The 26,774-nt window shown below is 48.8% G+C and carries 18 protein-coding genes; 8 read left to right on the forward strand and 10 right to left on the reverse strand.

What is annotated here, in order from left to right:
- Window positions 1–346 precede the first annotated feature (346 nt).
- On the forward strand, window positions 347–2,014 hold the full coding sequence (locus tag QZ310_RS08600) for a nucleoside kinase (RefSeq protein WP_297072095.1): 1,668 nt from the start codon (window positions 347–349) through the stop codon (window positions 2,012–2,014).
- 139 nt (window positions 2,015–2,153) lie between these two features.
- On the opposite strand, the gene QZ310_RS08605 is transcribed toward QZ310_RS08600, so the two are convergent.
- The 3 genes from QZ310_RS08605 to QZ310_RS08615 form a co-directional block, all read right to left on the reverse strand.
- A complete protein-coding gene (locus tag QZ310_RS08605) occupies window positions 2,154–2,753 on the reverse strand; it encodes a hypothetical protein (protein WP_297072096.1) in 600 nt (199 codons plus the stop codon).
- Window positions 2,754–2,775: 22 nt separating this feature from the next.
- The gene (locus QZ310_RS08610) at window positions 2,776–5,211 is read right to left on the reverse strand and encodes a thiol protease/hemagglutinin PrtT (protein WP_297072097.1); all 2,436 of its coding nucleotides are present in this window, start codon (window positions 5,209–5,211) and stop codon (window positions 2,776–2,778) included.
- Window positions 5,212–5,623: 412 nt separating this feature from the next.
- Window positions 5,624–7,789, reverse strand: coding sequence for a glycoside hydrolase family 97 protein (locus tag QZ310_RS08615; RefSeq protein ID WP_297072098.1), 2,166 nt, complete (start codon window positions 7,787–7,789; stop codon window positions 5,624–5,626).
- Window positions 7,790–8,227: 438 nt separating this feature from the next.
- Here QZ310_RS08615 and QZ310_RS08620 point away from each other — a divergent pair, with 438 nt between their 5' ends.
- Complete coding sequence (locus QZ310_RS08620; protein ID WP_297072099.1) at window positions 8,228–8,803, forward strand: GNAT family N-acetyltransferase; 576 nt, start codon at window positions 8,228–8,230, stop codon at window positions 8,801–8,803.
- 12 nt (window positions 8,804–8,815) lie between these two features.
- Here QZ310_RS08620 and QZ310_RS08625 read toward each other — a convergent pair whose 3' ends face one another.
- Window positions 8,816–9,469, reverse strand: a complete 654-nt coding sequence (locus QZ310_RS08625; RefSeq protein WP_297072100.1) for a hypothetical protein — start codon at window positions 9,467–9,469, stop codon at window positions 8,816–8,818.
- Window positions 9,470–10,145: 676 nt separating this feature from the next.
- On the opposite strand from QZ310_RS08625, the gene ruvX reads away from it, so the two are divergent.
- Window positions 10,146–10,574 (forward strand): Holliday junction resolvase RuvX, encoded by a 429-nt coding sequence (gene ruvX / locus QZ310_RS08630; protein ID WP_297072101.1) that lies wholly within the window; start codon window positions 10,146–10,148, stop codon window positions 10,572–10,574.
- A 352-nt stretch (window positions 10,575–10,926) separates the two neighbouring features.
- Window positions 10,927–11,493 (forward strand): peptide deformylase, encoded by a 567-nt coding sequence (def, locus tag QZ310_RS08635; protein ID WP_297072102.1) that lies wholly within the window; start codon window positions 10,927–10,929, stop codon window positions 11,491–11,493.
- A 343-nt stretch (window positions 11,494–11,836) separates the two neighbouring features.
- Here the strand turns inward: def and QZ310_RS08640 are convergent, their stop codons facing one another.
- A complete protein-coding gene (locus tag QZ310_RS08640; protein WP_297072103.1) occupies window positions 11,837–12,988 on the reverse strand; it encodes an MFS transporter in 1,152 nt (383 codons plus the stop codon).
- A gap of 337 nt (window positions 12,989–13,325) precedes the next feature.
- Here QZ310_RS08640 and ettA point away from each other — a divergent pair, with 337 nt between their 5' ends.
- Window positions 13,326–15,011, forward strand: a complete 1,686-nt coding sequence (gene ettA / locus QZ310_RS08645) for an energy-dependent translational throttle protein EttA (RefSeq protein ID WP_297072104.1) — start codon at window positions 13,326–13,328, stop codon at window positions 15,009–15,011.
- Between the two features lie 495 nt (window positions 15,012–15,506).
- Here the strand turns inward: ettA and QZ310_RS08650 are convergent, their stop codons facing one another.
- A complete protein-coding gene (locus QZ310_RS08650) occupies window positions 15,507–18,962 on the reverse strand; it encodes a leucine-rich repeat domain-containing protein (RefSeq protein ID WP_297072105.1) in 3,456 nt (1,151 codons plus the stop codon).
- A gap of 443 nt (window positions 18,963–19,405) precedes the next feature.
- Between QZ310_RS08650 and QZ310_RS08655 the strand changes: the two genes are divergently transcribed.
- Window positions 19,406–19,645, forward strand: coding sequence for a hypothetical protein (locus QZ310_RS08655; protein WP_297072106.1), 240 nt, complete (start codon window positions 19,406–19,408; stop codon window positions 19,643–19,645).
- 329 nt (window positions 19,646–19,974) lie between these two features.
- Here QZ310_RS08655 and QZ310_RS08660 read toward each other — a convergent pair whose 3' ends face one another.
- The 3 genes from QZ310_RS08660 to QZ310_RS08670 form a co-directional block, all read right to left on the reverse strand.
- Complete coding sequence (locus QZ310_RS08660; RefSeq protein WP_297072107.1) at window positions 19,975–20,163, reverse strand: hypothetical protein; 189 nt, start codon at window positions 20,161–20,163, stop codon at window positions 19,975–19,977.
- An 80-nt stretch (window positions 20,164–20,243) separates the two neighbouring features.
- Window positions 20,244–20,780, reverse strand: coding sequence for a hypothetical protein (locus QZ310_RS08665; RefSeq protein ID WP_297072108.1), 537 nt, complete (start codon window positions 20,778–20,780; stop codon window positions 20,244–20,246).
- 90 nt (window positions 20,781–20,870) lie between these two features.
- A complete protein-coding gene (locus tag QZ310_RS08670; RefSeq protein ID WP_297072109.1) occupies window positions 20,871–21,773 on the reverse strand; it encodes a hypothetical protein in 903 nt (300 codons plus the stop codon).
- 912 nt (window positions 21,774–22,685) lie between these two features.
- Between QZ310_RS08670 and QZ310_RS08675 the strand changes: the two genes are divergently transcribed.
- Entirely contained in the window at window positions 22,686–24,407 is a 1,722-nt protein-coding gene (locus QZ310_RS08675; protein WP_297072110.1) for a leucine-rich repeat domain-containing protein, read from the forward strand.
- 32 nt (window positions 24,408–24,439) lie between these two features.
- Entirely contained in the window at window positions 24,440–25,831 is a 1,392-nt protein-coding gene (locus tag QZ310_RS08680) for a hypothetical protein (protein WP_297072111.1), read from the forward strand.
- Between the two features lie 123 nt (window positions 25,832–25,954).
- Here the strand turns inward: QZ310_RS08680 and QZ310_RS08685 are convergent, their stop codons facing one another.
- The gene (locus QZ310_RS08685; RefSeq protein ID WP_297072112.1) at window positions 25,955–26,749 is read right to left on the reverse strand and encodes a formate/nitrite transporter family protein; all 795 of its coding nucleotides are present in this window, start codon (window positions 26,747–26,749) and stop codon (window positions 25,955–25,957) included.
- Window positions 26,750–26,774: the final 25 nt, after the last annotated feature.

The raw sequence follows: 26,774 nt of genomic DNA on the forward strand, positions 1-26,774 counted from the left end.
AAACCCATGAATAAACGACAAACCCATGAATAAACGACAAACCCATGAATAAACGACAAACCCATGAATAAACGACAAACCCATGAATAAACGACAAACCCATGAATAAACGGCAAACCATGAGTGAACAAATTGGCAAAACTTTCCGTTAAATTCGTATAAAAGGTTTAAATTAACTTAAGTTAACTCCTCTAAAAATCAAGTTTGCAAAATTTAAACAAAAGCTGAGTTAACTTTGGGAACACACAAAAAGTCAAAACTATAGTAGACCCCTCAAACAAAGCTATAGTATCTAAAAATCACACAAGCTACCGGCCATCCCGTAGCTGCAAAATTCATCGCAATCATGAGCAAGCAATTGAAAGTATACTGCGCCAATCTCGGCGAATATCTCCCCATCAATGGAGGTGAGACCTTAAGTGAAATCTACGAGGGTATCAAGGACCGTATCTCATTCGTTCCGGTCTGTGCCCGCGTCAACAATAAGGCTGAGGATCTGTCGTTTCAGGTTTTCATGCCGAAACAGGTGGAATTCCTCCCCGTCGATTCCCCATCGGGCCACAGATGCTACATCCGTTCGCTCTGCATGATGCTCTACCGCACAGTGGCTTCCCTCTATCCCGGCGCGCAACTCGTCATCAGCCACTCCGTGTCACGCGGTTACTACTGCCGTCTTGACGGTGTGCATGTCGATGCTGCTGTCTGCGAACGTCTAAAGGCCGGGATGCGCTCTCTCGTCGAGCGAGACCTCCCCTTTGAGCGCAAGGAGCGATTGACCACCGACGTGATTGACATAATGGAGGCGCAGGGACTTCACGAGAAGGTGAAGCTGCTCCGCACCCTCCATGAGCTTTATACCGTCTACTATCGTCTTGACGGAATTGCCGATACCTACAACGGCAATCTCGTCCCGCGCACCGGTATGCTCGGGGTCTTTGACCTCGTCCCCTACGAGGAGGGTCTGCTCCTGCTCGGACCTGACCCGGCCGACCCCTCGAAGCCCACAATTCCCCTATCGCAGCCCAAGCTCTACAAGGCTTTCACCGACTATCTCCGCTTCAATTCGATTATCGGTATCCGTGATGCCGGTGATGTCAACGAAGTTGCCGCAGGAAAGGGTACGGCCATGATGATCAACGTCGCCGAGGCTCTGCATACGAAGTATATCGGTGAGATTGCCGACAAGATTACCGAGCGCTACAACAACGGCGGCGCGAGGGTGGTGCTGATTGCCGGACCGTCGTCGTCGGGCAAGACGACTTTCACCAAACGGCTTGCAGTGCAGCTTCTCACCAATCTGCTGAAGCCGGTGATGATCTCGCTTGACAATTACTTCGTTGACCGCCACCACACGCCGCGTGACGAGAGCGGTGACTATGACTATGAGTCGCTCTTCGCGCTTGACCTCGAACTTTTCAACGAACACCTCAACCGCCTCATCAAGGGAGAGGAGATAGAAATCCCTTACTATAATTTCGAACGCGGTGAGCGCGAATACCGTCAGGAAAGCATCAAACTCGACGACCGTTCAATCCTTCTCATCGAAGGTATCCACGGCCTGAATCCCGAACTGACGCGCGATGTGGATCCTTCGATGAAATATCGCATCTACGTCTCGGCGCTTACCACTCTCGCCCTCGATGACCACAATTGGGTGTCGACTACCGACAACCGTCTGCTCCGCCGTATCATCCGTGACTACAAGTATCGCGGTACCAATGCACTGGAGACAATACGCCGTTGGCCGAGTGTGCGCCGTGGCGAGGAGAAATGGATTTTCCCCTATCAGGAGAATGCCGACTCGATGTTCAATTCGTCCCTGCTGTTTGAGCTCGGTGTGATGCGCGACGAGGCTGACCGTGTGCTCCGCAGTGTCCCCAACGATGTGGTTGAATATGCCGAGGCCCACCGTCTCCGCAAATTCCTCAGCTACTTCTCCTCCATCCCCTCGACCCTCATCCCCCCGACCTCCCTCCTCCGCGAATTCCTCGGCGGCTCCTCATTCCACTATTGATAATTCCCCTATTTGGGAATAGATACAAAAGGACAAAAGGGCATAAGGAACAGAAGTCTTTGGTCTGATAATATATCAATCAGATTAAAAAACTTTTGTTCCTTATGCCCTTTTGTCCTTCTGTATCTATATCCCCGGTTTACAGTTTCATGCGGAGTATCAGTGACTTGCAGCCGGGGAGGCCGGTGGTGATGAGGGTGTTGCAGCGGGCGGGGGCGTCGGGGGTGCTTGCCGGGAAGGGCATTTCGTAAAGTTCCGTTACGCGGGCTTCCGGGATGAGGTTGGCCATGATTTCCTCCGGGGAGGGTGGGGTTGTCATTTCTGAATATTCCTTGTAGGTCCAGCGGGTGAAAGCCGTGTTGACCCCAACTCCCCGGCGGTCGAGCAGAAAACCGTCGTCAAGCTTCACCGGTTCGCTGTCGCGCAGATCCGACGGTGCTGGATAGGACACGAGTGCCGTCCGCGAGGCGTTGAGCATCACCGGGACGCGCTCGGCATAGTCGCCGTTGGTCTTGTAGATTTTGGCCATGGGCACGACTGCCGACGGGCGCGTGTCGCGTACGCCCGTGTTCCCATTTCCGGGCAGAAAGATGACCGATGTGCTGTCGGTTTGCTCGGTTTCAAGGCTTTTGTTCCACCCGACGGCTCCTGAATGACCGTCGGAAACCTCTTTATGAGTGGAACAACCGGCCATAACCGCACTCGCGGTTATGGCCGGAAGAATAAGATGTCTTACCATATAGAAATAAGGTAGGAGATTGTTACTTCTTGATAATCTTGACGGTCTCCATGCCGTTGGCGGTCACGACGCGGGCAATGTAGAGGCCGGGAGCGAGACTGCTGACATCCGCGCGGGCGCTTGCTCCGTCGATTTCAACGGGAACGGAGATGGCGGAGCCTGCCAATGACACGAAGTCGACGCTGCTGATTTCCGACGATGCGGTGATGACGGTGTAATCGACAGCCGGGTTGGGCGAGGCAGTGATTCCCTTGCTGCTGTCGGCAACAATGTCGTTGATGCCGCTTCGGTCACCGATGGTGATGCGGATTCCCTTGCTCATCTGCTTTCCTTGTGAGTTGAAGAGCGCGACATTGTATGTCTCACCTGCTTTGGCGTTGGGTAGCTGACCATTAATTGTGATGGTCTTGGTTTCTCCGGGAGTGATTGAAGTCACTTTGGAGTTGAACTGTCCTACATTCATTCCGTTACCATCGAACACAGCGGCGATGATGTAGTCGAAGAAATATCCGGAATTGCATTTGATGTCAGCATTTATGATGAGGTTGTCGGGGTTGACGTTTGTGCGGTCAACCACATTCCAGCTCGCGAGAGTGGTGTTAGGCGCGCCGGGGTTGGCCATGTAGCTGACCGGGATGGGCGAGGTGAGCAGTGTCACTCCAATCGGTGCGCCGGGATCGTCAATCGCCATTGAGAAGTAGTAGTTGCCTGCGGGTATGCTTGCCTTGAGCGTTTTAATCCATTTGGATTGATATGTAAATTCAACCGGTTCGCTTTCGGCCGGGAATTCCAGTTGCATGGGAGCGCCTATGGCAATGATTGAGTCGGCTACAGTACCGTTCATGAGCACACCATAGACGGTGTTTGTCGCACTGAACTCTCCGGTCCATAATGCAGAGCCGCTGGCGATGAAGGGAACACCGTCATACATCGGCGTGTCGAGAGTCAGGTCACGGACGCTGAACCGGCCCATTTCCGGCGAAGTGGCTTCAAGTTTGCCGTTAGCGTATTTGACAATCACATAGCCCGGTTCAGTGGCGATTGACGGGATGACAAATGCCTCCTCGCCAACGGGCTTGAAGATGGGATACATGCGGTAGGTGCCGTCCGCAAGACCGCTGAATCTCAGACCGCCGGAGCCATAGAACATTTGGTAAGTGGCATCATTTCCGGTGACATCGTCAATTTCACCGGTCGCATCGTTGATTATGCGTATGCCGAATGAACCTGTGACATCATTCGACGAATAGTTGTAGAATCCGCCGTCGATGGCTCTGAAAGTAATTATGCCGTTCTCAGCTTCAGCCCATACTTTGCCTTCGCAGAGAATGTTGATTTTCAGCTTGGACCCCTCGACAGGTTTTTGCAGTCCGAGGATGACGAGCTGGCCGACATTGTAGCCTGCGGTGCTGCCACCGATACCCTGCGAGTCGGGGTCGAGTGCGGTCAGACGGAAGTAACCGTCGCTGATGCCGCTCCAGCCCCAGTTGAAATGGAAATATCCATCCCGGCTGTAGCCGTCGCAGACGAAGCAGTGGCCCACCTCGGAGTTGGAACCGGCGTAGATTACGGGACCGCAGTTCGTGAGGTTGTCATAGATGGTGTTTTCCCAGTCGGAGAGGGAATAGTATTCACGGAGGGCAACGTAGGTGCCTTTGTCATAGCCGAAGTCGTTGACGAGCGCCGGGAGGGTATAGATGGTAGCTGCGCCTGAGGCACCGACCCCATAGTCCATCATGACGGAATATCCGCAGGCGCGCATGAGCATGGCCACGGCATTTCCCTGGTCTTTCGAGTAGCTGCCACGATAGGAGTCGAGCATATTGGCCCAGTCAAGTTTCACTCCGGCTTGTTTCCATGAAAGTGTGCTGCCGCCGCTTGTCCATTGATATGTGAAATCAGCATCGAAGGTCTCAGGCCATTTGTGATAGCTCATGGCCTGTGCCATTGCTGTGGCCACGCAACCGGTGACTGTGAGCTGTCCGTTGATTTTGGGGCAATAGGTGTTGTAGGGAGTGCTTTGGTCCCATGTCGCTTTTACCAAAGGTGCGATTGGGGCGCGCTCTGCGCGGCTTGAGGCTGCATACTGCATGTCGCCCTCATTTGCGGCGGCTTCGATTTCAGCCTCATATTGGCTGAGCCACCAGCGCATGTTGTCGGGGATGTTTTCAGGGTCAAAGGTGCCGGTGGTGCTGTAGCCGAGGATGGGAGCGGCCACATCGTCGGCAGAGACAACGAGATAGCCCTGCTCTCCTTGGTCAAACACATAGAGGGCGGGGGAATCCTGCGCGCCGACTGTCATCAACGGTGTCTTATGGACTGGTGCGCGGTGCGCTCCGGCGACTGCGCCTGTGTTGTTCAACGCTCTTGCAAGTGCCTCGGACGGAGAGAGCGACCTCGCCGCAACCGGCCCTGCCATCAAGCCAACTAATGAAAGTAAGAGTAAAGATTTTCGCATATTGTGATTGGAGTTTTGAGTTGTGGGTTTTCAGTTTTGAGTTGTGAGTTTTTAGTTTTTAGTTGAGAGTTTTGGGTTGAGAGTTTTGAGTTTTCAGCCTTCAGCCTATTAGGCTTATTAGCCCTATTTGGCCTATTGGACTTATTAGACTTATTAGACTTATTAATCCTGCTAAGCCCGATGGGCCAGATAAGCCAAATAAGTCCAATAGGGCAAATATACGAAAAAGTTCTAAAATATGCAGTAATATCTAAAAAAATGACAGCCAAATCGGTTTTTGGCTGTCATTTCTATAGTTAAAATCCTTCCGGTTTGAGTTAAAATCCCTCCGGCTTGAATTAAAATCCTTCCGGCTTGAATTAAAATTCTTCCGGCTTGCAATTGAAATTGCTCCGGAGAGTGCTTTTTTATCTCAAAGGGGTTTGATTGAGATCGCGTAGCCGCCGCCTGCGAGGGCGTTGAGGGTCAGTTTCGACTTGGAGGTCACGGTCTTTTTGGTGATGGTGTAGCGGGTCTGGCCGTCGACGGTATTGGCGTCGGGGGCTTCGGCGTAGATGGTGGCCTCATACTTGCGGCCCGGGTCGAGGAAGGAGAGCGAGATGGTGCTCTTGCGGTCAGCAAGACCTGCGGTTGAACCTACATACCATTCGTCGGAATTCTTGTCCTTGCGGGCTATGGTCACATATTCCATCGGCTCTGCTTCGAGATAGACTGAGCGTTCCCACTCCACGGGGACATCCTTGATGAACTGGAAGGCATCGAGATGCTTTTCGTAGTGCTCGGGGAGGTCGGCTGCCATCTGGAGGGGGCTGTACATCGTCACATAGAGGGCCAACTGTCCGGGGATGGTTGAGGCAATTTTCGAGTTGTTGCCGGGAGTGAAGGTCGAGAGGTCAAACTCGAAGATGCCGGGAGTGTAGTCCATCGGGCCACCTTGCAGACGGGTGAAGGGGAGGATGGAAGTGTGGCTCTTGTCGTTGCCGCCCATAGCCTGATACTCGGTTCCGCGTGCGCTCTCGTTGCCGATGAGGTTGGGATAGGTACGGGCAAGACCGGTCGGACGGCTTGCCTCATGGGCGTTGACCATGATTTTGTGTTTGGCAGCTTCCTTTACGGCATGGAGATAATGGTTGTTCATCCACTGCGAGTAGTGATATTCGCCACGGGGGATGATGTTGCCGACATAGCCGCTCTTCACTGAGTTGTAGCCATAGTCGTTCATGAGCTGATAAGCCTTTTCAAGATGGCGTTCGTAGTTGCGGACGGAAGCCGAGGTTTCATGGTGCATCATGAGCTTCACACCCTTGGAGTGGGCGTAGTCGTTGAGTCCCTTGAGGTCGAAGTCGGGATACGGTGTCACGAAGTCAAACACATAGTCCTTCGACTGGCCGAACCAGTCTTCCCATCCTTCATTCCATCCCTCGACGAGCACCTGGTCGAAGCCGTGTTCGGCAGCGAAGTCGATGTAGCGTTTCACCTTCTCGGTGTTGGCGCTGTGGCGGCCGTTGGGCTTGGTCTTGGTGTAGTCGGTCTCGCCGAGCTGGACTGAATAGACATCGTCGGTGTAGTTCCATGTTCCCGCACCGGAAATCATCTCCCACCACACGCCGATATATTTCACGGGTTTGATCCATGAGGTGTCCTCGAACGAGGTCGGGTCGTTGAGGTTGTAGATGAGGCGCGATGCGAGGATGTCGCGGGCATCGTCGGTGATGATTACCGAGCGCCACGGACTCTTGGTCGGGGTCTGCATGTAGCCCTTGCGTCCCTGGTTGTCGGGGGTGAGCCATGAGCGGAAGGTCATGGTTGTGTCGTTGAGGTTGAGGTGCATTGTCGGATAGTCGATGGTGCCAGCCTCGTGGATGTTGAGATATACGCCGTCGTCGGTCTTCAGTTGCAGCGATGTCTGCACGCCTGTGGGCGAGAAGGGTGTGGTCGATGCGTTGTCGGGGTTGATTTTCGAGGGGAAGAGGTCGCGTATCTCGCTGAGGCGCGACTTGGTATAGTTGTATTCCTGCGTGTCGTAGTCGCCGGGAATCCAGTAGGCCGTATGGTCACCGGTCATTGCGAATTCGGTGTCCTCCTCGGCGATGACGAAGTAGTTGAGGTTGGGCTGTCCGGGGAATTCGTAGCGGAAGCCGATGCCGTCGTCGTAGGCGCGGAAGCGGACCACCATCGTGCGGTCGAACTCGGGCTGACGCAGCGTGACGGCCATTTCATTGTAGTTGTTGCGGATTTCAGTCTCCTCGCCCCATACGGGTTGCCAGGTGGTGTCGACGCTGTCGCGGGTAGTGTCGACAATCTCAAAACCGTCTTTGAGCGAGAGCGCGTTTGCGCCGGTCTTCTTTCCCTGATGAGTGAAACTGTTGCGCCCCGACTCGCTGAAAAGGTCGAAACCGAGACCGGAGGGGGCGATGATTTCCTTACCCTTGAAATCTACGAAGTAGGTGGGACGTCCGTCGCGTAGCTCGAAAGTCAGAGAGATGTCACCATCCGGCGAGGTTAATTTTTCCGCACCCATCATTCCCTGTACGCCAAGTGTTGCACAGGCGAAAGCAAAAAATATACGATGATTCATGTCGTGTGATTGGTGAATTTTTGAAATTGGAAGTCAGTAAGTATGATAATCACGCAAATTTACGAAAAATCCGCATAAAAATCAAGGGATTAAGCATATTTATTAAAATACTTTTTCCCAGTCATTCTGACGCGTAATTCCAATCATTGAAGCAAGAGAGGGAAAGAACACAAGCTGCGAAATCCTTTAGGTTAGTTTTACATGTTAAAAATGTTAATTTATACGGATAAATTGACGGATATTTAATATATTTGTAATCAAACAGTTTGATTATGATACCTTCAGTCCCCAATCCTCCTATGACTAAAGACGAGATTCTCCACTTCCGTAATGAATTGGAACGTCGCGTCCGCGGAGAGTTCACGCAGAGTGAAATTAATGACATACGTCATGAAAATGAGATGAGAGAGCGGATTTATAATCAGATAACGGCAAATTGTGGAGGCAAAAATCCAATATTCGGGTCGTGATTTGATATTTTCGCGGGTAAATGATAGTGAATATACTTCATTGTCAGAATTTTCGTGTGGAGTAAAAGAGATTGATGACTTTATCCATAATGAGATGCGTCTGTGTGCGAAATACAGATATATAACACCTTATTGTGTAAAGCATTGTGTTTCGGGTGAAATATTGGGCGTGTTCACTCTATCGAATGATTCAATAATGCTTGAAGAGGATGATACTGAGGATTTTCCGAATCTTTCAACCGAATACCGCTCCATTTTTCCATTACAGCCTTCTTTTCCGGCAGTAAATATAGGGCATTTGGGCGTAAGAAGTGATTTGCAGTCAGCGGGAATCGGGTCGATAATCATTCGTTATGTCGCCCATACGTTTACAAAATTTAATGTCGCGGGATGTCAGTTTATTACTGTCGATTCGTTGAATAATCCTCGGACAAATAGATTTTATTCACGTTTGGGTTTTGAGTATCAGTCTTTGCATGACCACTATCATACTACCCGCCGAATGTATCTTGACATCTTTACAATAAGAAATGTCATTTCTTGACAGTAGTGGTAGTTAGAATCTCACACTCAGGCCGATGGCGGGGTGGGTGGTCTGACTGCCTGAGAGGGAGGTGTTGACGGTGGTCATGCCGAGGGCGAAGCTGACCGGGGCCGACATTTTTGCCCTGCGGGCATATTTGGCCGAGAGGATGAGCTGAGGGACCGATGCGGCCACGAATGCCAGTCCGCCGATTGCGAGAGCGTTGATGCCGATGCGGTCGTTATGGCCGTATGTATCGGTCAACATGCAGCCATAGAGCCATCCCGCGCTCCCGAGAAGCATCCCTGCTCCAAGGCCGAATGTGGTCCATCCGGTAGCCTTCAGCACGCGCGACTTGCCCCAGTCGGCTGTCTGCTTGTATGCATCCGAGTAGGCAAGCGGCTTCGCGGAAATCTCCATGCTTGCGTTGGAATATGCAATTGGTCTCGTGGCTGTCTCCGGGTCTGCGTTGGAATATGCAATTGGTTTCGCGTTTGTCTCCTGGTCGGTTGCAAAATTCTCAGTCCCTGAGAAGCCTGAAGATTGAATCCCGGCCATGTCTGAATAAACATCCACCATGCCTACAGACGATTCCATTCCGCCAACATCCGTAGAGACATCCGATGCCGATACAGCTAAAGAGGCCAACGAAAATGAAAATATGAGAATAAATTTTAGTATGTTCATAGTGATAATGATTAGATAAAATTCGGAGTAACGATAAAGTATTGCAAAGTTACGAAATCAATGCGAAATGATTGCATTTCAGTGTGTTAAGAAACTAAAAAACTTATTTTGTTTTAATTGTTCGTTTGCCGTTGGTTTTTGATACGATGGCGTGAAGTTTACTTTAGCGTAATGGTTTACATGGTGCAGCGGGGATGGCGGACCTCTTCGAGGCCCTTGATTTTGGTCACGGTTTACCCCATGCCTTCGCTCGACGGTTTCGGGGCTTCGCCCTCACCGTTTCGCTCGTGATGGGGCTATGATTGCAACGCCCTTTCAGGGCTTGTAGATGGTTGGACGTGCCTTTCAGGGCTTGGAGGGCGGTTGGACGTGCCTTGCAGGAATATGGAATTAATATCTGTCGAGAGGTTAGATGTGCCTTGCAAGGATGTTGAATTAAGATCTGTCGGAATGTTGAATTGGCCGTTTTGGGATGTGGAATTAATATTTGTTGGGAGGGTGGATTTGCCGTAGGCGTGTAGTGGGATTAATGCCTGTCGGGGTGGACTTTGTGCAAGGGTTATAATTTTTTGTCTCTTCTGAGCGTCTGTCTTTTCGTGCCTTTTTCATGGATTTGCGATTTTCATGCAACGTAATTACGCCCTGAGCCGAAAAATGCGTAACTTTGCGGTTGCAAATGGGACGATTACTCGCTATAGATTACGGACGTAAGCGCTGCGGGCTGGCTGTGACGGATGTGTTGCAGATTGTGGCCACCGCGCTTGACACTGTGCCGTCGGCACAGTTGATTCAATACGTCAAGACTTACGTCGGCCGTGAACCGGTCGACGAGATTATTGTCGGACTGCCTAAGACGCTCGATGGCAACCCGTCGGAGTCGATGCGCTATATCACTCCGGCCATCAACCGGTTGCGCAAGGAGCTGCCGGGGATGGAGATAAAGTTTTTCGACGAGCGCTTCACCTCGACTCTCGCCCACCGGGCCATGCTTGACTCGGGCGTGAAGAAGAGCGACCGTCGCGACAAGGGGGCGATCGACCGCATGGCCGCAGTCATCATCCTCAACGGTTATCTCGAGAGCAGACAGTTCTTGAATAATTCATAATGCATGATTCATAATGCATGATTGGCCGTTGGATACAGAAGAACATAAGGGGTCATAAGCGACAAAAGGATTTAGACTATGATGAAACCGGAGGCCGCTTTTTCAATATGGCCGATGAGTTTCCTCACTGTCAATAGACGCCCTGATGACCGATGGTCTTCCTCTTTCCCGTCGGATTCCCTGATGACCGATGGTCTTCCTCTTCGCCGCCGGATTTCCGGATGGCCGATTGTCTTCTTTGATGGATTCTGATATGAATTATTATCCTTATGTCACTTTTGGGACTTATGTCCTTTTGTATCCCCTCCCAACTTTGCAATAATTGAAAATCAATAAAAAACTTCTTAATAAGATGCGTTTACCAGTATATTTGTACGGACATCCCGTGCTCCGCAAGATTGCCACTCCCATCACCAAGGACTACGAGGGCCTCAAGGAGCTTATCGAGAATATGTATGCAACCATGTATGACAGCGAAGGTGTCGGTCTTGCCGCGCCCCAGATCGGCCGCTCGGAGCGGATTGTTGTCATTGATGCCGACCCTGTCAAGGACAGTTTCCCCGAATGTGCGGGCCGCAAGCTCACACTCATCAATCCCGAAATCGAGATTCTCGACGGTGACATCGTGGGTCGCGACGAGGGCTGTCTGAGCCTCCCCGGCCTTTCAGAGAAGGTTGGCCGCGTGGAGCATATCCGCCTCCGCTGGGTCGACGAGAATTTCGAGCCTCACGAAGAGGAGATTTCCGGTTTCCTCGCCCGTATCGTGCAGCATGAGTGTGACCACCTTGAAGGGAAGCTCTACATTGACCATATCTCGATGATACGCAAGCAGCTCATCAAGGGCAAGCTCAACAATATCATCGCCGGTAAGACCCGCTGCGACTATCCCGTCAAATACGCCCCCAAAGCAAGGAAATAGTAGGGCCCTGCTGCGTGTGATGCTTCGTATGCTGGAAGGGTACACCTGGAAGGGTACATAAGGACATAAGGGCAGAAGGGACAGAAGTTTTGAGTTGGGAGTTTTTAGTTTTTAGTTGTGAGTTTTGAGTTAACAGCTTGAAGTTTGCAGTTTTGGAGTTTATCACTGTATGCTTGCGACTATAAACTGCCCGCTCACGATTTACAACTCACAACTAAAACCTTAAAACTCACAACTGAAAACTAAAAACTAACAACTCAAAACCTCTGTCCCTTCTGCCCTTATGTCCTTATGTACCCTTCCAGGTGTACCCTTCCAGCAAAAAAGGTTTTTCCTCAGGTATTTAAGCTCCCTGCATACGGTATTTCCGGCCGAGGATGAAGAGGGCTGTGGCACCGATGACCGCGAAGGGCACTCCGACGAGTGCTGGCGAGGCAAGCCCCAGTCCGTGGTGGATGGCCATTCCGCCGAGAGCGGCGCTGACAGCGTTGGAGACATTGAAGGCAATCTGAATGCCCGCACCTCCGAGCATCTCCCCACCCTTGGCAAAGCGCACAATCAGATATTGCAGCGGACCGCCGATGCCAAACAAAGCGCCGGTGGCGACAAACATCAGCACAATCGACGGGACCTTCAGCGGTGCGCAGAAATAGAGCGCAGGCATGACCACCACCATCGCTGCTGCCAGCGAACCGCAGACGCGCGCCACTCCGTAGCGGTCGGCAAGTTTGCCCGCAATAGCGTTGCCGGTCACCATGCCGGTTCCGGCAAGCATCATAATCCAGGTCATGTTGCCTGAGGTGAAATGGGTCACTTTGGTCATGATAGGCTCGATGTAGCTCAGCCAGCAGTATACGCTTGCCTGTCCGAAGAACACTCCGGCATAGATGAGCCACGGAGCCGCGCTGCGGAGGAATTTGAACTGACCCTTCATGCCGGTGTCGGGCACGGGCGCAAGCCACGGGATCCATCCACGTATCCCCACAAGCGTCAGCACTCCGATGACGGCCACGAGCCCGAAGGCGATGCGCCAACTGAAAGTGTTGCTTATCCATGTGGCGATCGGGACCCCCGCCATGTTGGCCACAGTCATTCCGCCGACCATCACCGCCACGGCCTGCGCGCCCTGTCCGGGTTTGGCGAGACGCGAGCAGACGATTGCACCCACGCCGAAGAAAGCCCCGTGGGGCAGTCCGGCAATGAAGCGGGAGCAGAGCAGCATCGGGAAATTGGGCGACAGCGCTGCCATTGCGTTGCCCGCCACAATCATGGTGGCAAGCAGCAGAAGCAGGCGGCGCAGCGGCATCCTGTGGAGAAAGATAAGAATCGGCGAACCGATGGCCACACCGAGTGAATAGCCTGAGATGAGATAGCCGCCGGTGACGATGTTGACATCAACACCACGGGCGACATCGCCGAGTATGCCCATCATGCCGAATTCGGCTATGCCAAGGGCGAAAGTACCTATTGCGAGGGCTACAAGTCCACGTTGCATATTGACATTTCAGATTTTAGAATTAAAACTACCTATTGGTGAAAACAACGGCTCCGTCCGGAAATCGATGAAAAAGAGATACAGACGAACAAAAGAAAACAGAAGCAACAGAAGCGTATTTCCCCTGAGAGATTAATCTTTTGTCTCTTCTGCCATTTTGTCCTTTTGTATCTTCTCCACGGCGGAAGCCAAAACAACCTATTGAATTTCGGGGTGCAAAATTACAAAACTCTTCCCGAATAACAACCAACCTCAGGACAATTTCTTGACCCGGGTTTGCGTTAACTCTATAGCATATAAGTGAATAATATTCAATAATCATATAAAAGCATACAATATGGCTGACGATAAGAAAGTGATATTTTCGATGGTAGGTGTCTCGAAGACCTATCCTCCGCAGAAGCAGGTGTTGAAAAACATCTACCTCTCGTTTTTCTACGGTGCCAAGATCGGCATCATCGGTCTCAACGGCTCCGGTAAGTCTTCGCTTCTGAAGATAATCGCCGGACTCGACAAGAGCTATCAGGGCGAAGTCGTGTTCTCGCCCGGCTATTCCGTGGGCTATCTTGAGCAGGACCCGCAGCTCGACCCCTCGAAGACCGTCATTGAGGTTGTCCGCGAGGGTGTGCAGCCCATCATGGACCTCCTCGCCGAGTTCGACAAGGTCAACGAATCGTTCTGTGACCCCGACGTGCTTGAGGACCCCGACAAGATGGATGCGCTCCTCGCCCGCCAGGCCGAGCTTCAGGACAAGCTCGATGCAGCCGACGCATGGAACATCGATTCGAAACTCGAACGCGCAATGGACGCCCTCCAGTGTCCCCCCGACGACCAGAGCGTGACCACACTCTCCGGAGGTGAGCGCCGCCGTGTGGCTCTCTGCCGTCTGCTCCTCCAGCAGCCCGACATCCTCCTGCTCGACGAGCCTACCAACCACCTCGACGCCGAGTCGGTCGACTGGCTCGAACAGCACCTCCAGCAGTATCCCGGAACCGTCATCGCCATCACCCACGACCGCTACTTCCTCGACCATGTGGCCGGATGGATTCTCGAACTCGACCGTGGCGAGGGTATACCCTGGAAGGGCAACTACTCCTCATGGCTCGACCAGAAGACCAAGCGTATGGCTCAGGAGGAGAAGCAGGCTTCGAAGCGCCGCAAGACCCTCGAACGTGAGCTTGAATGGGTACGCATGGCTCCCAAGGCACGTCAGGCCAAGGGTAAGGCCCGTCTGTCGAGCTACGACCGCCTCCTCAACGAGGACCAGAAGGAGAAGGAGGAGCGCCTCGAAATCTTCATCCCCAACGGTCCGCGTCTGGGTGCGAAAGTCATCGACGTGCAGGGCTTCTCGAAGGCATTCGGCAAGAAACAGCTTTTCAAGGACCTCAGCTTCTCGCTCCCGCAGGGCGGTATCGTCGGTGTCATCGGCCCCAACGGTGCGGGCAAGACCACTCTTTTCCGCCTCATTATGGGTCAGGAGACTCCCGATGCCGGCACTTTCGATGTTGGTGAGACCGTGAAGATTGCCTACGTCGACCAGACTCACCACGACCTCCTCCCCGAGAAGAGCGTCTATGAGGTCATCTCGCAGGGTGTCGAGAGCTTCCGCATGGGTGGTCGCGACGTGAACGCCCGCGCCTATCTCTCGCGCTTCAATTTCACCGGTGCCGACCAGGAGAAGAAGATTGCCGTCCTCTCGGGTGGAGAACGCAACCGCCTCCACCTCGCGATGGCATTGAAGGAGGAGGGCAACGTGTTGCTGCTCGACGAACCTACCAACGATATTGACGTGAACACTCTCCGCGCTCTCGAAGAGGGTCTCGACGATTTCGCCGGATGTGCTGTCGTTGTCAGCCACGACCGTTGGTTCCTCGACCGCATCTGCACTCACATCCTTTCGTTTGAGGGTGATGGCAATGTGGTGTTCTTCGAAGGCTCCTACTCTGACTACGAGGACTACAAGCGTGCCCACAACGACGGCAAGGAACCCACCCGCCGCCGCTACCGCAAGCTGATGGAATAAACCCTGCTGGGGGTGTAGGGACGCGCTGTAGCGCGTATGCCCGATGAACTGCACCCACTCCCGCAAAATAATAAAAATGACAGATTTAATACCCGGCCTGTTTATGGCCGAGGATTAAATCTGTCATTTTTGTTTATGCAATATCACGGCAATTCATTTCATGTTCCGGCAATTTTATTCGGGATTTTCATTTGGCATTTTCATCTGGCATTTCCACTTGGCATTTTCATCCGGCATACGCGCTACAGCGCGTCCCTACAGCCCATTACATGTCATCGTGTAAACAGCCAATGAGCGGTCATCTCCATACGGAAACGGGGAGGTATCCGTTTTTCGGATACCTCCCCGCCGGGATAGCATGTGTAAGCGTGATAAAGGCTTAATCGCTACTCTGTATATATGCTTATAGCTGCTATCGGTTGGTTGTATTGAATTGGTCGTTTCAGTTTATATCGCTGTCATGTTATCATTTCAGATGATTACCTTGACCGGATTTCAGATGATTACCTTGACTGACTTACCGGCAATACGGACAATGTAGATGCCGCGTTCGAGTCTGCTGCTGCGTCCACGACCCTCGCAGACCTTAACGCCTGAGATATTGTAGACCTCGAACCATTCCTCACTGTCAGCAGCGACCACCTCACCGTCAACGACGGAGAGCGTGTCATTTCTGTCAGTCATAATGTCTTCGATTCCTGATGTGGCATTCACGAACTTGCTCCAGCAATATTCAGAGTTTCTGTAGTCATCGAAAGAAATGGAGGGTACTTCAAGGACTGCATTTGCGTAAACCTCAGCCGGGAACGCGTTTTCCGGGGCACGGGGCGGAACAGGAAGGTCACACTTTACAGATCCGAGCTTAGAACAGCTTGCGAATGCATTTTCTCCAATTACGATTGGCTCAGTCTCCTCGTTGTCATCCCTTGCAGGTAATCTAAATGAACGGCTTGTATTCGGGTTGCCGATGGTAAGTTCTTTGAGATTGCTGCATCCATTGAATGCATCGTAACCGATATATTTGACGGTTTCAGGAATCACAATGCTTGTAATAGTAGTATTATCCTTGAATGCTTCGGGTGTGATGGAAGTGACAGTGTATGTTTTTCCCTCTACTTCAACATTTTCGGGGATGACAATATCGCCTGTTGCATCAGTAGACGGTGTGATTATCGCCTCATTGCCGTTAGTCTCGTCCACGCTGAATTTGACAGGATTCTCAGAGAAGTATCCGCCGGGAAGTTCCTCGCGTGTCATGAATTTGCTCCAGAAGGGATGGAGGTAATAGATGAATGACGATTCTTTCGGGATATAGAGGGGGATATTTGTAAATGCGGCATCGTCAAATGATTTTTCATTCATTGTAGGAGGTATGTGGTTTGCGACAGTCACTTTTTTCAGTTTTTTGCAGTCCACGAATGCATTTTCTCCAATTTTTTTCACGGATGCCGGGATGGAAATTGCAGAGAGGGAAGCGCAATTATGGAATGTGTATCTTTCGATACTTTCAATAGAATAGGGAAGTTCTATGGACGAAAGACCGGAGTTGGCAAATACGCCTCCTTTGATGACATTTACTGAATTTGGAATAGATATGTGCTTAAGATTTGAACAGGTATTGAATGCCTCCTCATTTATAGTCTTGACAGATGATGGAATGCTGGCCTCTTTCAGCCATTTGTATCCTGCAAAAGAGTACGGCTTGACATTATCAAGAGTTGATGGGAATTCCAGAGTCTCCATAAGTTCCCCGTTCAAATACATTTTGGCGCCTGACCAGAGGGGGTTGGATCCATGTGTACTCATACCTATTCTACACCAGGCTTCAAGATCAGATATATCAATCCGTTCCAATGCGGGAATATTGCTCGTAGTTCCAGATCCGAACAAATGCAGAGGTATTGAAGCAACGTTTGGTGAAACAGTCAGAGTTTTTAGATTTCCCCCGATACGCGGATATGATGTCGAGATTGTTCTTCCAAGATATAAATTTTCAATGCTCAGATAGTTGTCGTAACCACCAGAAAGGATTTCATCGCCATCTTCAAGAATTAGTTCTTTTAGTGAGTTCATGCCGTTAAATACACGAGTCCCTATTGCACTTACAGCAGATGGTAGTGTCAGGCTTTCGACAAAAATAAGATTTTCGCAAGCATAATCCCCAAGCCGCTTTATTGTCTTGGGCAGTTTCAGCTCCTTTACGAATCCTAAACCGTAAGCCCAATAACGGTTGAGTACGTCATCCTCAGTCACCATGCTGCTCTTGTCATCCTCATAATATGGCATACCGCCGCTTCGGATATTGGTGTCTGACAGATCAAGGGAATACATATTTACCATCTTGTTAATTAGAAGAATATCAGTGCCGTTTATGTCGCCAGATACCTTTAGCTTGCCGATTCGTTCAATATCGCTCATTGAAATTTTATTCATCAGTGAGCCGGAGGTGGAAAGTGTCACCTCTTTTTCAACCCAGTTTGTGCCGGTCTCGACAATGCGGGTAAAGTTTTTCCATACTTCAGCTTTGGCGTATGTATTCTTTGCTCCTATAGGAACTATTAATTGGGCTGTTTTAAATGTGGATTGACTGAATGAGCTTGCATCTACAATTGGAGGTGTGGATGTTTCGATCTTGATTGTATGTAAGTAGTTGCATCTATCAAAAGCCTGTGCTTCAATTTCTGAAACATTTCTTAGGTTTAATTCGCGGAGGTTTCCACAACCATAGAATCCCTTTGTGCCAACCTTTCGAACCTTGTTTAAATCAATTTTCTGCAATTGGCTGCAGTTTTGGAACAGAGTCGCGTAGATTTCGTCCAACTCATCTCCAAACGCAACGGTCTTTACCACAGGATTAATCTGTTCTGTAATATTCATTTTGCGTCCAATATAAATTGAATCAGCCTCCATGTTTATGAATGTCGAGCCTACAGATATTGGTTCAGGTGAATCGTCAATTATGAAACTATTGAGTTTAGTTCCACCAAAAGCACTGAAATCCGGTATTTGAGAAACATGTTTCGGGATACGGATATTTTTCAGTGATGTGCAGTTATAAAAAGCATACCCCATGATTGAAGTGATATCTTCTGGTATGACAAGATCTGTAACCTTTTTTCCATTGCAATATAAGTCCGCCTTATTTGCACCCATTGGATTATTTCCACTAAATTCAGAATTTAACCAGTCAGACAGACTTGAAATATTGATACGTTTGATGTTGCCTGTTCTATCGAATGCATAGGCTCTATTAGTGGATATTTTGCATTGGAATGTTATTTCCTCCAATGAAAAGTCATGACGGAAGACACTTTCACCAATATAACTTGTGTTTTTACCGAGTGTCACTTTCTTCAATGAGTCGCAATACTCAAATGCACCCAATTGCAGATTGGTGACTGAATCCGGTAGGCGCACCTCCTTTAGTGATTTGCAAACTTGAAACGCGCGTACTCCAATACCTTCCAATCCTTCGGGCAGATTGAGGTTGACAAGAGAGTTGCAGTTTATGAAGGAAGCTTCATAGATATTTCTCAGTGATGTGGTTGGTAATTCCAATACTTCCAGTTTCTCGCAATCCTGGAAAGCAAAGTTGCCTATACCTTTGACCCCGTTCTTGATACGTACGGTCTTAAGCTCCGGACACTTGCTGAATGCATACGCACTGATTAATTCAATGGAGCCCGGAATTTCAACTGATGTTAAAGTGGAGGTCTCTGCAAAGGCTCTTGCTGCGATTTCCGTTACATGATATTCGACACCGTCAGCGGCAATTTTGGACGGTATCACCACATCTTTAAGCCCGGTATAGTCACCGGCCACCACACAAGCCACATGTATGCCACCATCAAGAGAATACCATAAGTCACCTACTTTGGTGGCACAAACGGCTTTTTGCGAGCCGTATAGCATGACCATAATCAGCAATAGAAAACGTAACATTTTTTTCATTGCAATAAATAATTGGTTAGGTTATGTCATTCCTTTCCCTGAAATGACGGAAGATTGATTGAAAACGTGGGAAATATCGCTGAATGCTGTGATGCATCAACTAAAATGCAAATATCATGAATGATCTGCCTCAGTCGGTATGGCCATATAGCAACAATATTAACAGAGAAGATATATTCTGTTAATTTACAGATTGTGGAAGCACGCATACATCAGCAAACGTTTTCCTTGTACAACATTTTTACAATTATAAGGCTTTTAGCTAACTATTAATCTATTCGAGTATGTAATACAATGGCAAAGGTATAAAATTTATTTTTAAATTTGACAACAAATCTTTAGATTTTCTAATATTTTTCTCCGAATGGTCGTCGAATAGTTGCTGAATAGCCATCAAATAGTTGGCAAATCGTCGTCAGAATGGTCGTCAGAATAGTTGTCAGATGCCATCAGCAATAGTAATTCAGTCCCTGCATTTTCATCCGGCATACGCGCTACAGCGCGTCCCTACAATCAACTATCCGGTGGGGCCGGATGGGGAGGAAGTCGGGTTGAGCATCATCATCTCGGATGGCAACCGTAAAGCCGGGCAGCCGCGATATGACATCCCCACTCCGGATGGCAACCAGAAAGCTGCGCAGCAGCGATGTGATGGTAGCCCCACATCGAGGGCAACGCAATGAAGCCCGCAGGGCGGAATTGCGTGCCCGAAGGTGTGGGGTTATCGGTTGGCAAACCGTCACGGGCATCGAAGATGTCCGATAATATCATCCCGGCATAGGCAAATTATCATCCACGGTATTGATCCGTATCAAATAACGAAACACATTTTCAATCCCTACAATCCACACCAACAATTATTCAAAATGCGTTATTATCGGACATCTTCGATGCCCGTGGTGTGGATGTTATTCCTTTTCCCCACACCTTCGCGAAATGCAATTCCGCCCTGCGAGCTTCATTGCATTTTCGCTCGATGAGGGGCTACCAGCGCATCGCTGCTCCGCAGCTTTTAGGTTTCCATCCGGCAAGGTGGTGACACATCGCGGCTTATCGGTTTCCATCCGGCAAGGGGTGCCAAATCGTTGCTTATCGGTTTCCATCCGGCAAGGGGTGCCAAATCGCGGCTTACCGGTTGCCGTCCGGCAAGGGGTGCCAAATCGCTGCTTTCCGGTTGCCATCCGGCAAGGTGGTGACACATCGCGGCTTATCGGTTTCCATCCGGAGTGGTGACACATCGCTGCTTATCGGTTGCCATCCGGAGTGGTGACACATCGCGGCTTACCGGTTGCCATCCGGCAAGGTGGTGCCAAATCGTTGCTTTCCGGTTGCCGTCCGGTGATGTGATGATATAAAGTCGCTTTTCATTCGCTCCTCAGCCCTCCCTTTCCTTGGTTCCTCAGCCCTCCCATCCGTTCGCTCCTCAGCGCTTCCATCCGTCCGTTTCTCAACTCTATCATCCCTGCGATTCCCCGGGTGGTTCATTTTTCGGCGCGAGGCAGCGCGACGGCGTGCGGATGCGGAGCGGGCCATAGCACGATCGATTTCAGGACGCAGGATGGTGAAAATGAGTGCAAGTTCGGTCGGACAGTCTGTCAGGTCAATTGTCCCCTTGTGCAGATAGCTGTTTATCATCATGATGGCTTCCATGCGGAGGTTACCGGCATCCGGAAGCAGACCGCAGGCCTCGACGATACGATCAACCAAGTCGTTGTAAAACTTTCGGGAAACGTAGTTGTAGGGATGCGCTGCCACTGACGCTGTTGCTGAGCATTGGCTGACGGATGCCGTCTGACGGGAGGAGCGAGACTTTTTCATAATGAAACCGGGTATTAAATTTGATGTGACATCAAAATTAATACCCGAAATCATTTAAAAGCTGCGATAATGCAAAACCGCACGGTTGTTTTAGAGTCTGACATTGCCCCAAGGCACTTCTTTCTTAGGCATTGACTTGAAGACAATTGTCTGTCCGGCGTCTACGGCAGCCTTGATTTCCTTGTGGCCTTTCTTGATTTTGGCTGATGAGATGTCGTCGCCCTCGACTGATGCCACCTCGCATTCCCCGATGGGTTTAGCCGATTTCCTGCCGGCGATTTCGCGCATGATGCACACCTCGAACCGGTCCTTTTCGGCCACACCGTGGATTGAGCCAAGATCCATGTAGACAGAGTTTACCTTGTCGCCCTTGACATCGTCACATTCGAGCAGAGTGCCGTAGAGCGGAAATGCTTCCTGAATAAAGGGAACCACACCCTTGACGGCGTTGCGACACACTTTGGTGACCGCCTCGTCGGAAGTGCTTGAAGTTTCCAGATTGAGCAGTTCGCCTCCATGCTTCATCGTCTTTGTCAGGATGAGCTTACCGTCGGCCGGGTTGATGACTTTGAGAGTGTAGGAAATCTGTCCGGTGTAGTATTTGTCACCGTTGTCGTTGGTCTTCTCCTCGATGTTTAGCGACGAGATGCGACCCTGAATCAGAAATGCGGAGCCGAGGTCCGACATTGCTTTCAGGCGTTCGGCCTCGCTTGCAATCGGTGAGTTGCTCTTACGCTTTTCGGCATTGATCGCGAGGGATTCCTGCGAATCGACATCGACAAGTTCGATGCGTTTGGTGTTGGCTATACCTTCCATGACATAGCTGCGCAGTTGCTCGGCGCAGAGGAATGGCACATCGTCGGGACGCTCGAAATAGTCGATGAGCACATTCGGTTTGCCCTTTGCTTCATCGGCCTTGGCCATGAAGGGGCTTGTCAAAGTTACGGCTACGGCTACCATCAGTGTCTTCACTGTGAGTTTCAGATGTTTCATAAATCGTTTAGTTTAAATTAGGTTATATCAAAATGGTTGTATCCTCAGATTCATGTCCGGAGCACATTGGATCTTCCTGCTCCGGAAGTCAAGAGAGTGTCGCATAGGAATATACGGCCCTCAGAATAAGTGGTATTTCAGATTATAGATAATGCACTGATACTTTGTGCGTGACCTATATCATTGATATTATAATGTGATTATTGATATTATAATATGGCTATAGCTTTTTTCTGTGGAGGTGCAAAGCTCTCACCTCCCGATATGGCAATCGCAGTAATATTGGCTCAATTCAGTGTGAAATCAACGCAAATGTAAACATAATTTCACTAAAACCGCCCTCTGGCATGTTAAAATATTTTAACATGCCAGAGGGCGCTTGCCTTTATGCTCTGAAAGCGAAATGGTTTATTCTCTCAGCCTGAGATTGCAGAGGCCCCTTCTCCCATCCGCTTTCCTATTTTGCATCGATTGTTCCCATAATTCAATATATTTTGATATAAAGTTAAAATAAATTTCATATATTTGCACTTGCAGACCGTCTCAGCAGAAGCCCCGGTCTGGGGTAAAGCTGGGCGGGTTGTAATAGACATATATAATAAAGCGTTTATCCGCGCTGATTCTTGACCTTTCGAAATTCTCGCAAAATTTCATTCTTATGTCAAGGGTTGAGCAACGGTAGATGCCCGTGGATATGTAATATCACGCATTCGGCCGTATGCCTTGTTATTCTAAGGCATAGCCGGACGCTATTGTTGCATATACAAGCGTGGGCTTCTGCGTTGCCGTCCGACATAAGAAAGGCAATGCGAGAAGCCTCGAAAGGTAGGACGGTAACAGATACAGATTCCTACGCTTTTTTCGTACCAATCATTATAGCCGACGAGAGGAAGACCGAGGCTCGATTAACCTATGATAAAACAATTACCTACTGCTTTGTTTGGCTTGTGTGTGTCGCTGGCTCCAATGACATTTGCTGCACCGTCCTATACCTGTGGGAATATGCGTTTTGAAGTTATGGATTATAATTCCAGGACTCTTAAATTTTGTGGTGTTGAAAATAGTTATGCTGACTCAGTATTAATCATTCCCACAACAATCAATGTTGATGATTCAGGGTTTGGTCGCGAGGAGGACGACTATGATGGGAACCCTTTGGGAAAATGGTTCATTAAGGAGCTTGGGAGGGTATATACGCCTTCTAACGTCATTTCCATAACTGTACCTGAGGGAATAACTGAAATAAACGGTTTTTCGAGCCGTTTGAAAGAACTTAAATTGCCTTCTACATTAAAGTCAATTAATCATTCTGCATTAATAAATCAGTATAATCTACGGAAATTGGAATTGCCACAAAATTTAGAGTATATCGGTGGTTTTGCTTTCAGCGATTGCTCGTCTCTCGAAGAAATCAACATTCCTTCAAAAGTAAAAGAAATTCCGATAGGAGCGTTTCACCAGTGTCGTTCTCTTAAGCATGTCTCTTTTCCGGACGGCTTGACCAATATCGGTGAGCAGGCGTTCTATTATTGCAGTAACTTGAGCGAAATCGAATTGCCTGATTCTCTGAAATCAATTCAAAGTGCAGCCTTTTTAAGGGCTGGTTTACAGTCGATTAAAGTGTCGGATGGAGTTTCTGAAATTCCAAGCCATGCTTTTAGTGAATGTTACAAACTGACAAGTATTGAATTGCCAGTACGCTTAAAAAGAATTGGAGATGAAGCCTTCTTTGACACTTCAATTGAGTCAATTGAATTGCCGGAGACATTGGAGTCTATAGGTACCGGAGTATTTAATTGTTGTAGAAAATTACAGTCAGTAGCTATACCGGAGTCTGTTTCGACTCTCGGTGCATATATGTTTTATGGTTGTGATAATCTATCCGAAGTTAAGTTACCGTCAAATATAACGGAAATAGGGGATTATATGTTTTTTTCCTGTGGCCTTTCTGAAATAGAAATCCCGAATAAGGTAGAGGTAATCGGTCGTCGGGCATTCAGCGATAATGGTAGGATAATAGGACCTTTTACAAAGATAATTCTGCCGGACTCGTTAAAATATATTGGGGAGGGTGCATTCGAGGAGTGTATATTTCTGACTGAAATGGTAATTCCGGATAAGGTGACGACAATTGGCTTTGGTGCGTTTATAGGTTGCTCTGTATTGGAAAAAATCAAACTTGGAAGAGAATTGCAGAGAATTGATGATAAGGCATTCTTGAATTGCAACTATATACGATATGTGGAATGTAATGGAGAAACTCCTCCGGATATGGGATACAAGGTTTTTAGTGAGCATATATATGATGATGCAACGCTTGTAGTTCCTGATAATGCAAAGGATGATTATGCAGATTTTAATTGTTGGAAAGACTTTTTCGATGTTAAGACGAAGTCGGAAGTTGATGACGAATTTGGCCCTGTTCCAAATATCAATATCGATTCCGATGGAATCTCGATATTCGGCGAAGGTGGTAGAATAAGGGTCAATGGTGCCGACGGTCAGTTCATGCATGTTTATAACCTGTCGGGCACATGCGTTTATTCCGGAGACTGTGAGACCACATCATATATTGGCAAAGGAATATATGTGGTTAAAATCGGCAACAATCACTATAAAGTTTACATAAGATAAATCAATACGTTTTTCAGCTAAAATTAATAAATATGAAACATGATAATTCTTTCTTCGTAGTAACCATGATGTCAATCTTATTGATGGCATCATGTTCGATAGAAGATATTGACAAAGATATTTTTAACCGTTTTGAAAAGTCTAATTCCTCTACGCGGGGGTGCCCGACTGATTCCGTTGATGTCGACTATACGTTTATCCAACAGTTCCCTGAAGAACCACTGACTGTCATAATAGAGCATGAAGGTCATGAATATCATATAGGAAAAATCCGCACTGAGGGTTCTAATTTGATGATTGATGACCTGGATGATATTGTCAATTTTACTGAAGAAAATTCAGGGGATAAAAATGTAAAGCTTATAAGCTACAAAAATATTAAAATAAGGTTTGAGGCAACAGACGATGTTAATGAATGCAGTAATCTTAAGGTTGTGGATGTCGAGCACACGGTCAATGGCCTTGATAAAACGTATATGTATTTTGAATTGTCTGTGAAATTTGTTCAGGATGTCACGGTGAAACACTATGAAACATCAGAGGATGTCTCTTTGAAGATTGAGTATAATGTCAAGTTTGGTGGGCAACAGGAAGTGACCTTGGATAAAGTTGCTTATTCTCCTCATATAAGAGTAGCTGCAGGCAATTTTAATTTAGTTACGGGCTCATACTGGTCGGTAACTCGTGATAGATACTATTCTAATGGTGAGGTGCTTACTGACTATTTTACGGATTATGGCAAAGGTGCTCCAGTTGCGTCCTCTATTCTTCCTGCTGCTGGATTAGGAACTTTTGGTCCAAAGCATTTTAGAAGTAAAAGCGAGGACGGGGAGGACTGGTATAGATGTAAGATGATTGATGAAACAAAGCCCGGTGCATATAATGATTTGGAAGATGTTGAAATTAGAGAAGTTCATTATTTCGAAGGCAATGGAGCTATGGGTACGACAGGAAAAGATGAACTAATACCGGATACTACACCTTATGAGAATTTTAGTATAAGTAAAACATACGAAGTTCCGGATCATTTAGATGCCTCGGAGGCAATTGACATTTCAGATAAACCATACCCTAAGACATCAATGAAATTAAAGACTGGATTTTATATGCATCAGACTGAATTGAAATATAATGGTGCGGAAATAAACATGTGTGTTGGGGAATTTGGGGAAGATGATTCGGGGTATGTATTATGTAACCATAGCGTAATGATCGGATATTATGATTCTTTTATGATTATAGATGGACGATTCATTCATTTTGATACTTCTTTAAAAAATTTTACGGCATCCCACAAAACAGAGGATTATATTTCACCTGAGGGATATCGAGGAGTGAGATCGACGGTTGATATTCGATTTGTAAATATAGGTAGAAATTATCATGTAGTAAATGAAATTAATGCTTATGAAGTTCCTGAGTGAGATGTTCTGACCTTATAGTATAAGCGCATGAAAGGAATGAGACAGAGGTTTATTGTCCTCTATCTCATTCCTTTTTGTAGATGTTTCAAATGAGATGGAGTGGATAAGATAAGAAGTTCATTATCACTTCCTGATTTCGTGGATGTAGGCGTTGACGGCGCCGACGAGGAGGGCGCCGCCGGCTATGTTGCCGAGGGTGGCGGGGATGAGGTTGGCGGTGATGGCTTCCAAGATGCCTACATCGGCTCCTTCCATCATGCCAAGGGGGATGAAAAACATGTTGGCTATGGAGTGTTCGTAGCCCAAGGCCACGAAGGCCATGACGGGAATCCAGCAGCCGAGCGCCTTTTCAAAGAAGGTCTTTCCGGAGAGGGCGAGCCATACGGCCAGACAGACACACCAGTTGGCGCCTATGCCTTTGAAAAACACTGTCAGCCATGGCATCGATACCTTTGCTTCGGCTATGCCGATGATTGATGAGTGCCAGGGATCGGCGGCGGTCAGTCCGCAGGCATAGACAAGGATATAGGTGAAGGCTATGGCACCGATGAAGTTGCCGAGGTAGACGAGCGTCCAGTTGCGGACGATGGTGCCGAACGAATGGCTCCCTTTCATCCAGGAGGGGATGAGCAGGGCGTTGTTGCCCGTGAAAAGCTCCGCACCGAGGATGACCACCAGTATCAGACCGATGGGAAACATGCAGCCGCTCAGCAGTTTCTGTACCGATGGATTGGCTGCGGTGAGTTCGGGAAATCCGTAACCGACAATGAGTGAGAGTATGCCGCCGAGGGCTATGTAGGCTCCTGCGAGGCAGGACGCGACGAGTAGGCGGGAAAGACTGTTGACTGTGAGTTTGGCTTTTGCAGCGCCGACTGAGGCTGCTGTCTCTGTGATTTCGCGGGGTACTCTTATCTGCATGTCGTGTTGCTTGTTTGGGATGATG

It is taken from the genome of uncultured Duncaniella sp. (assembly GCF_910577345.1).
Classification (GTDB): Bacteria; Bacteroidota; Bacteroidia; order Bacteroidales; family Muribaculaceae; genus Duncaniella.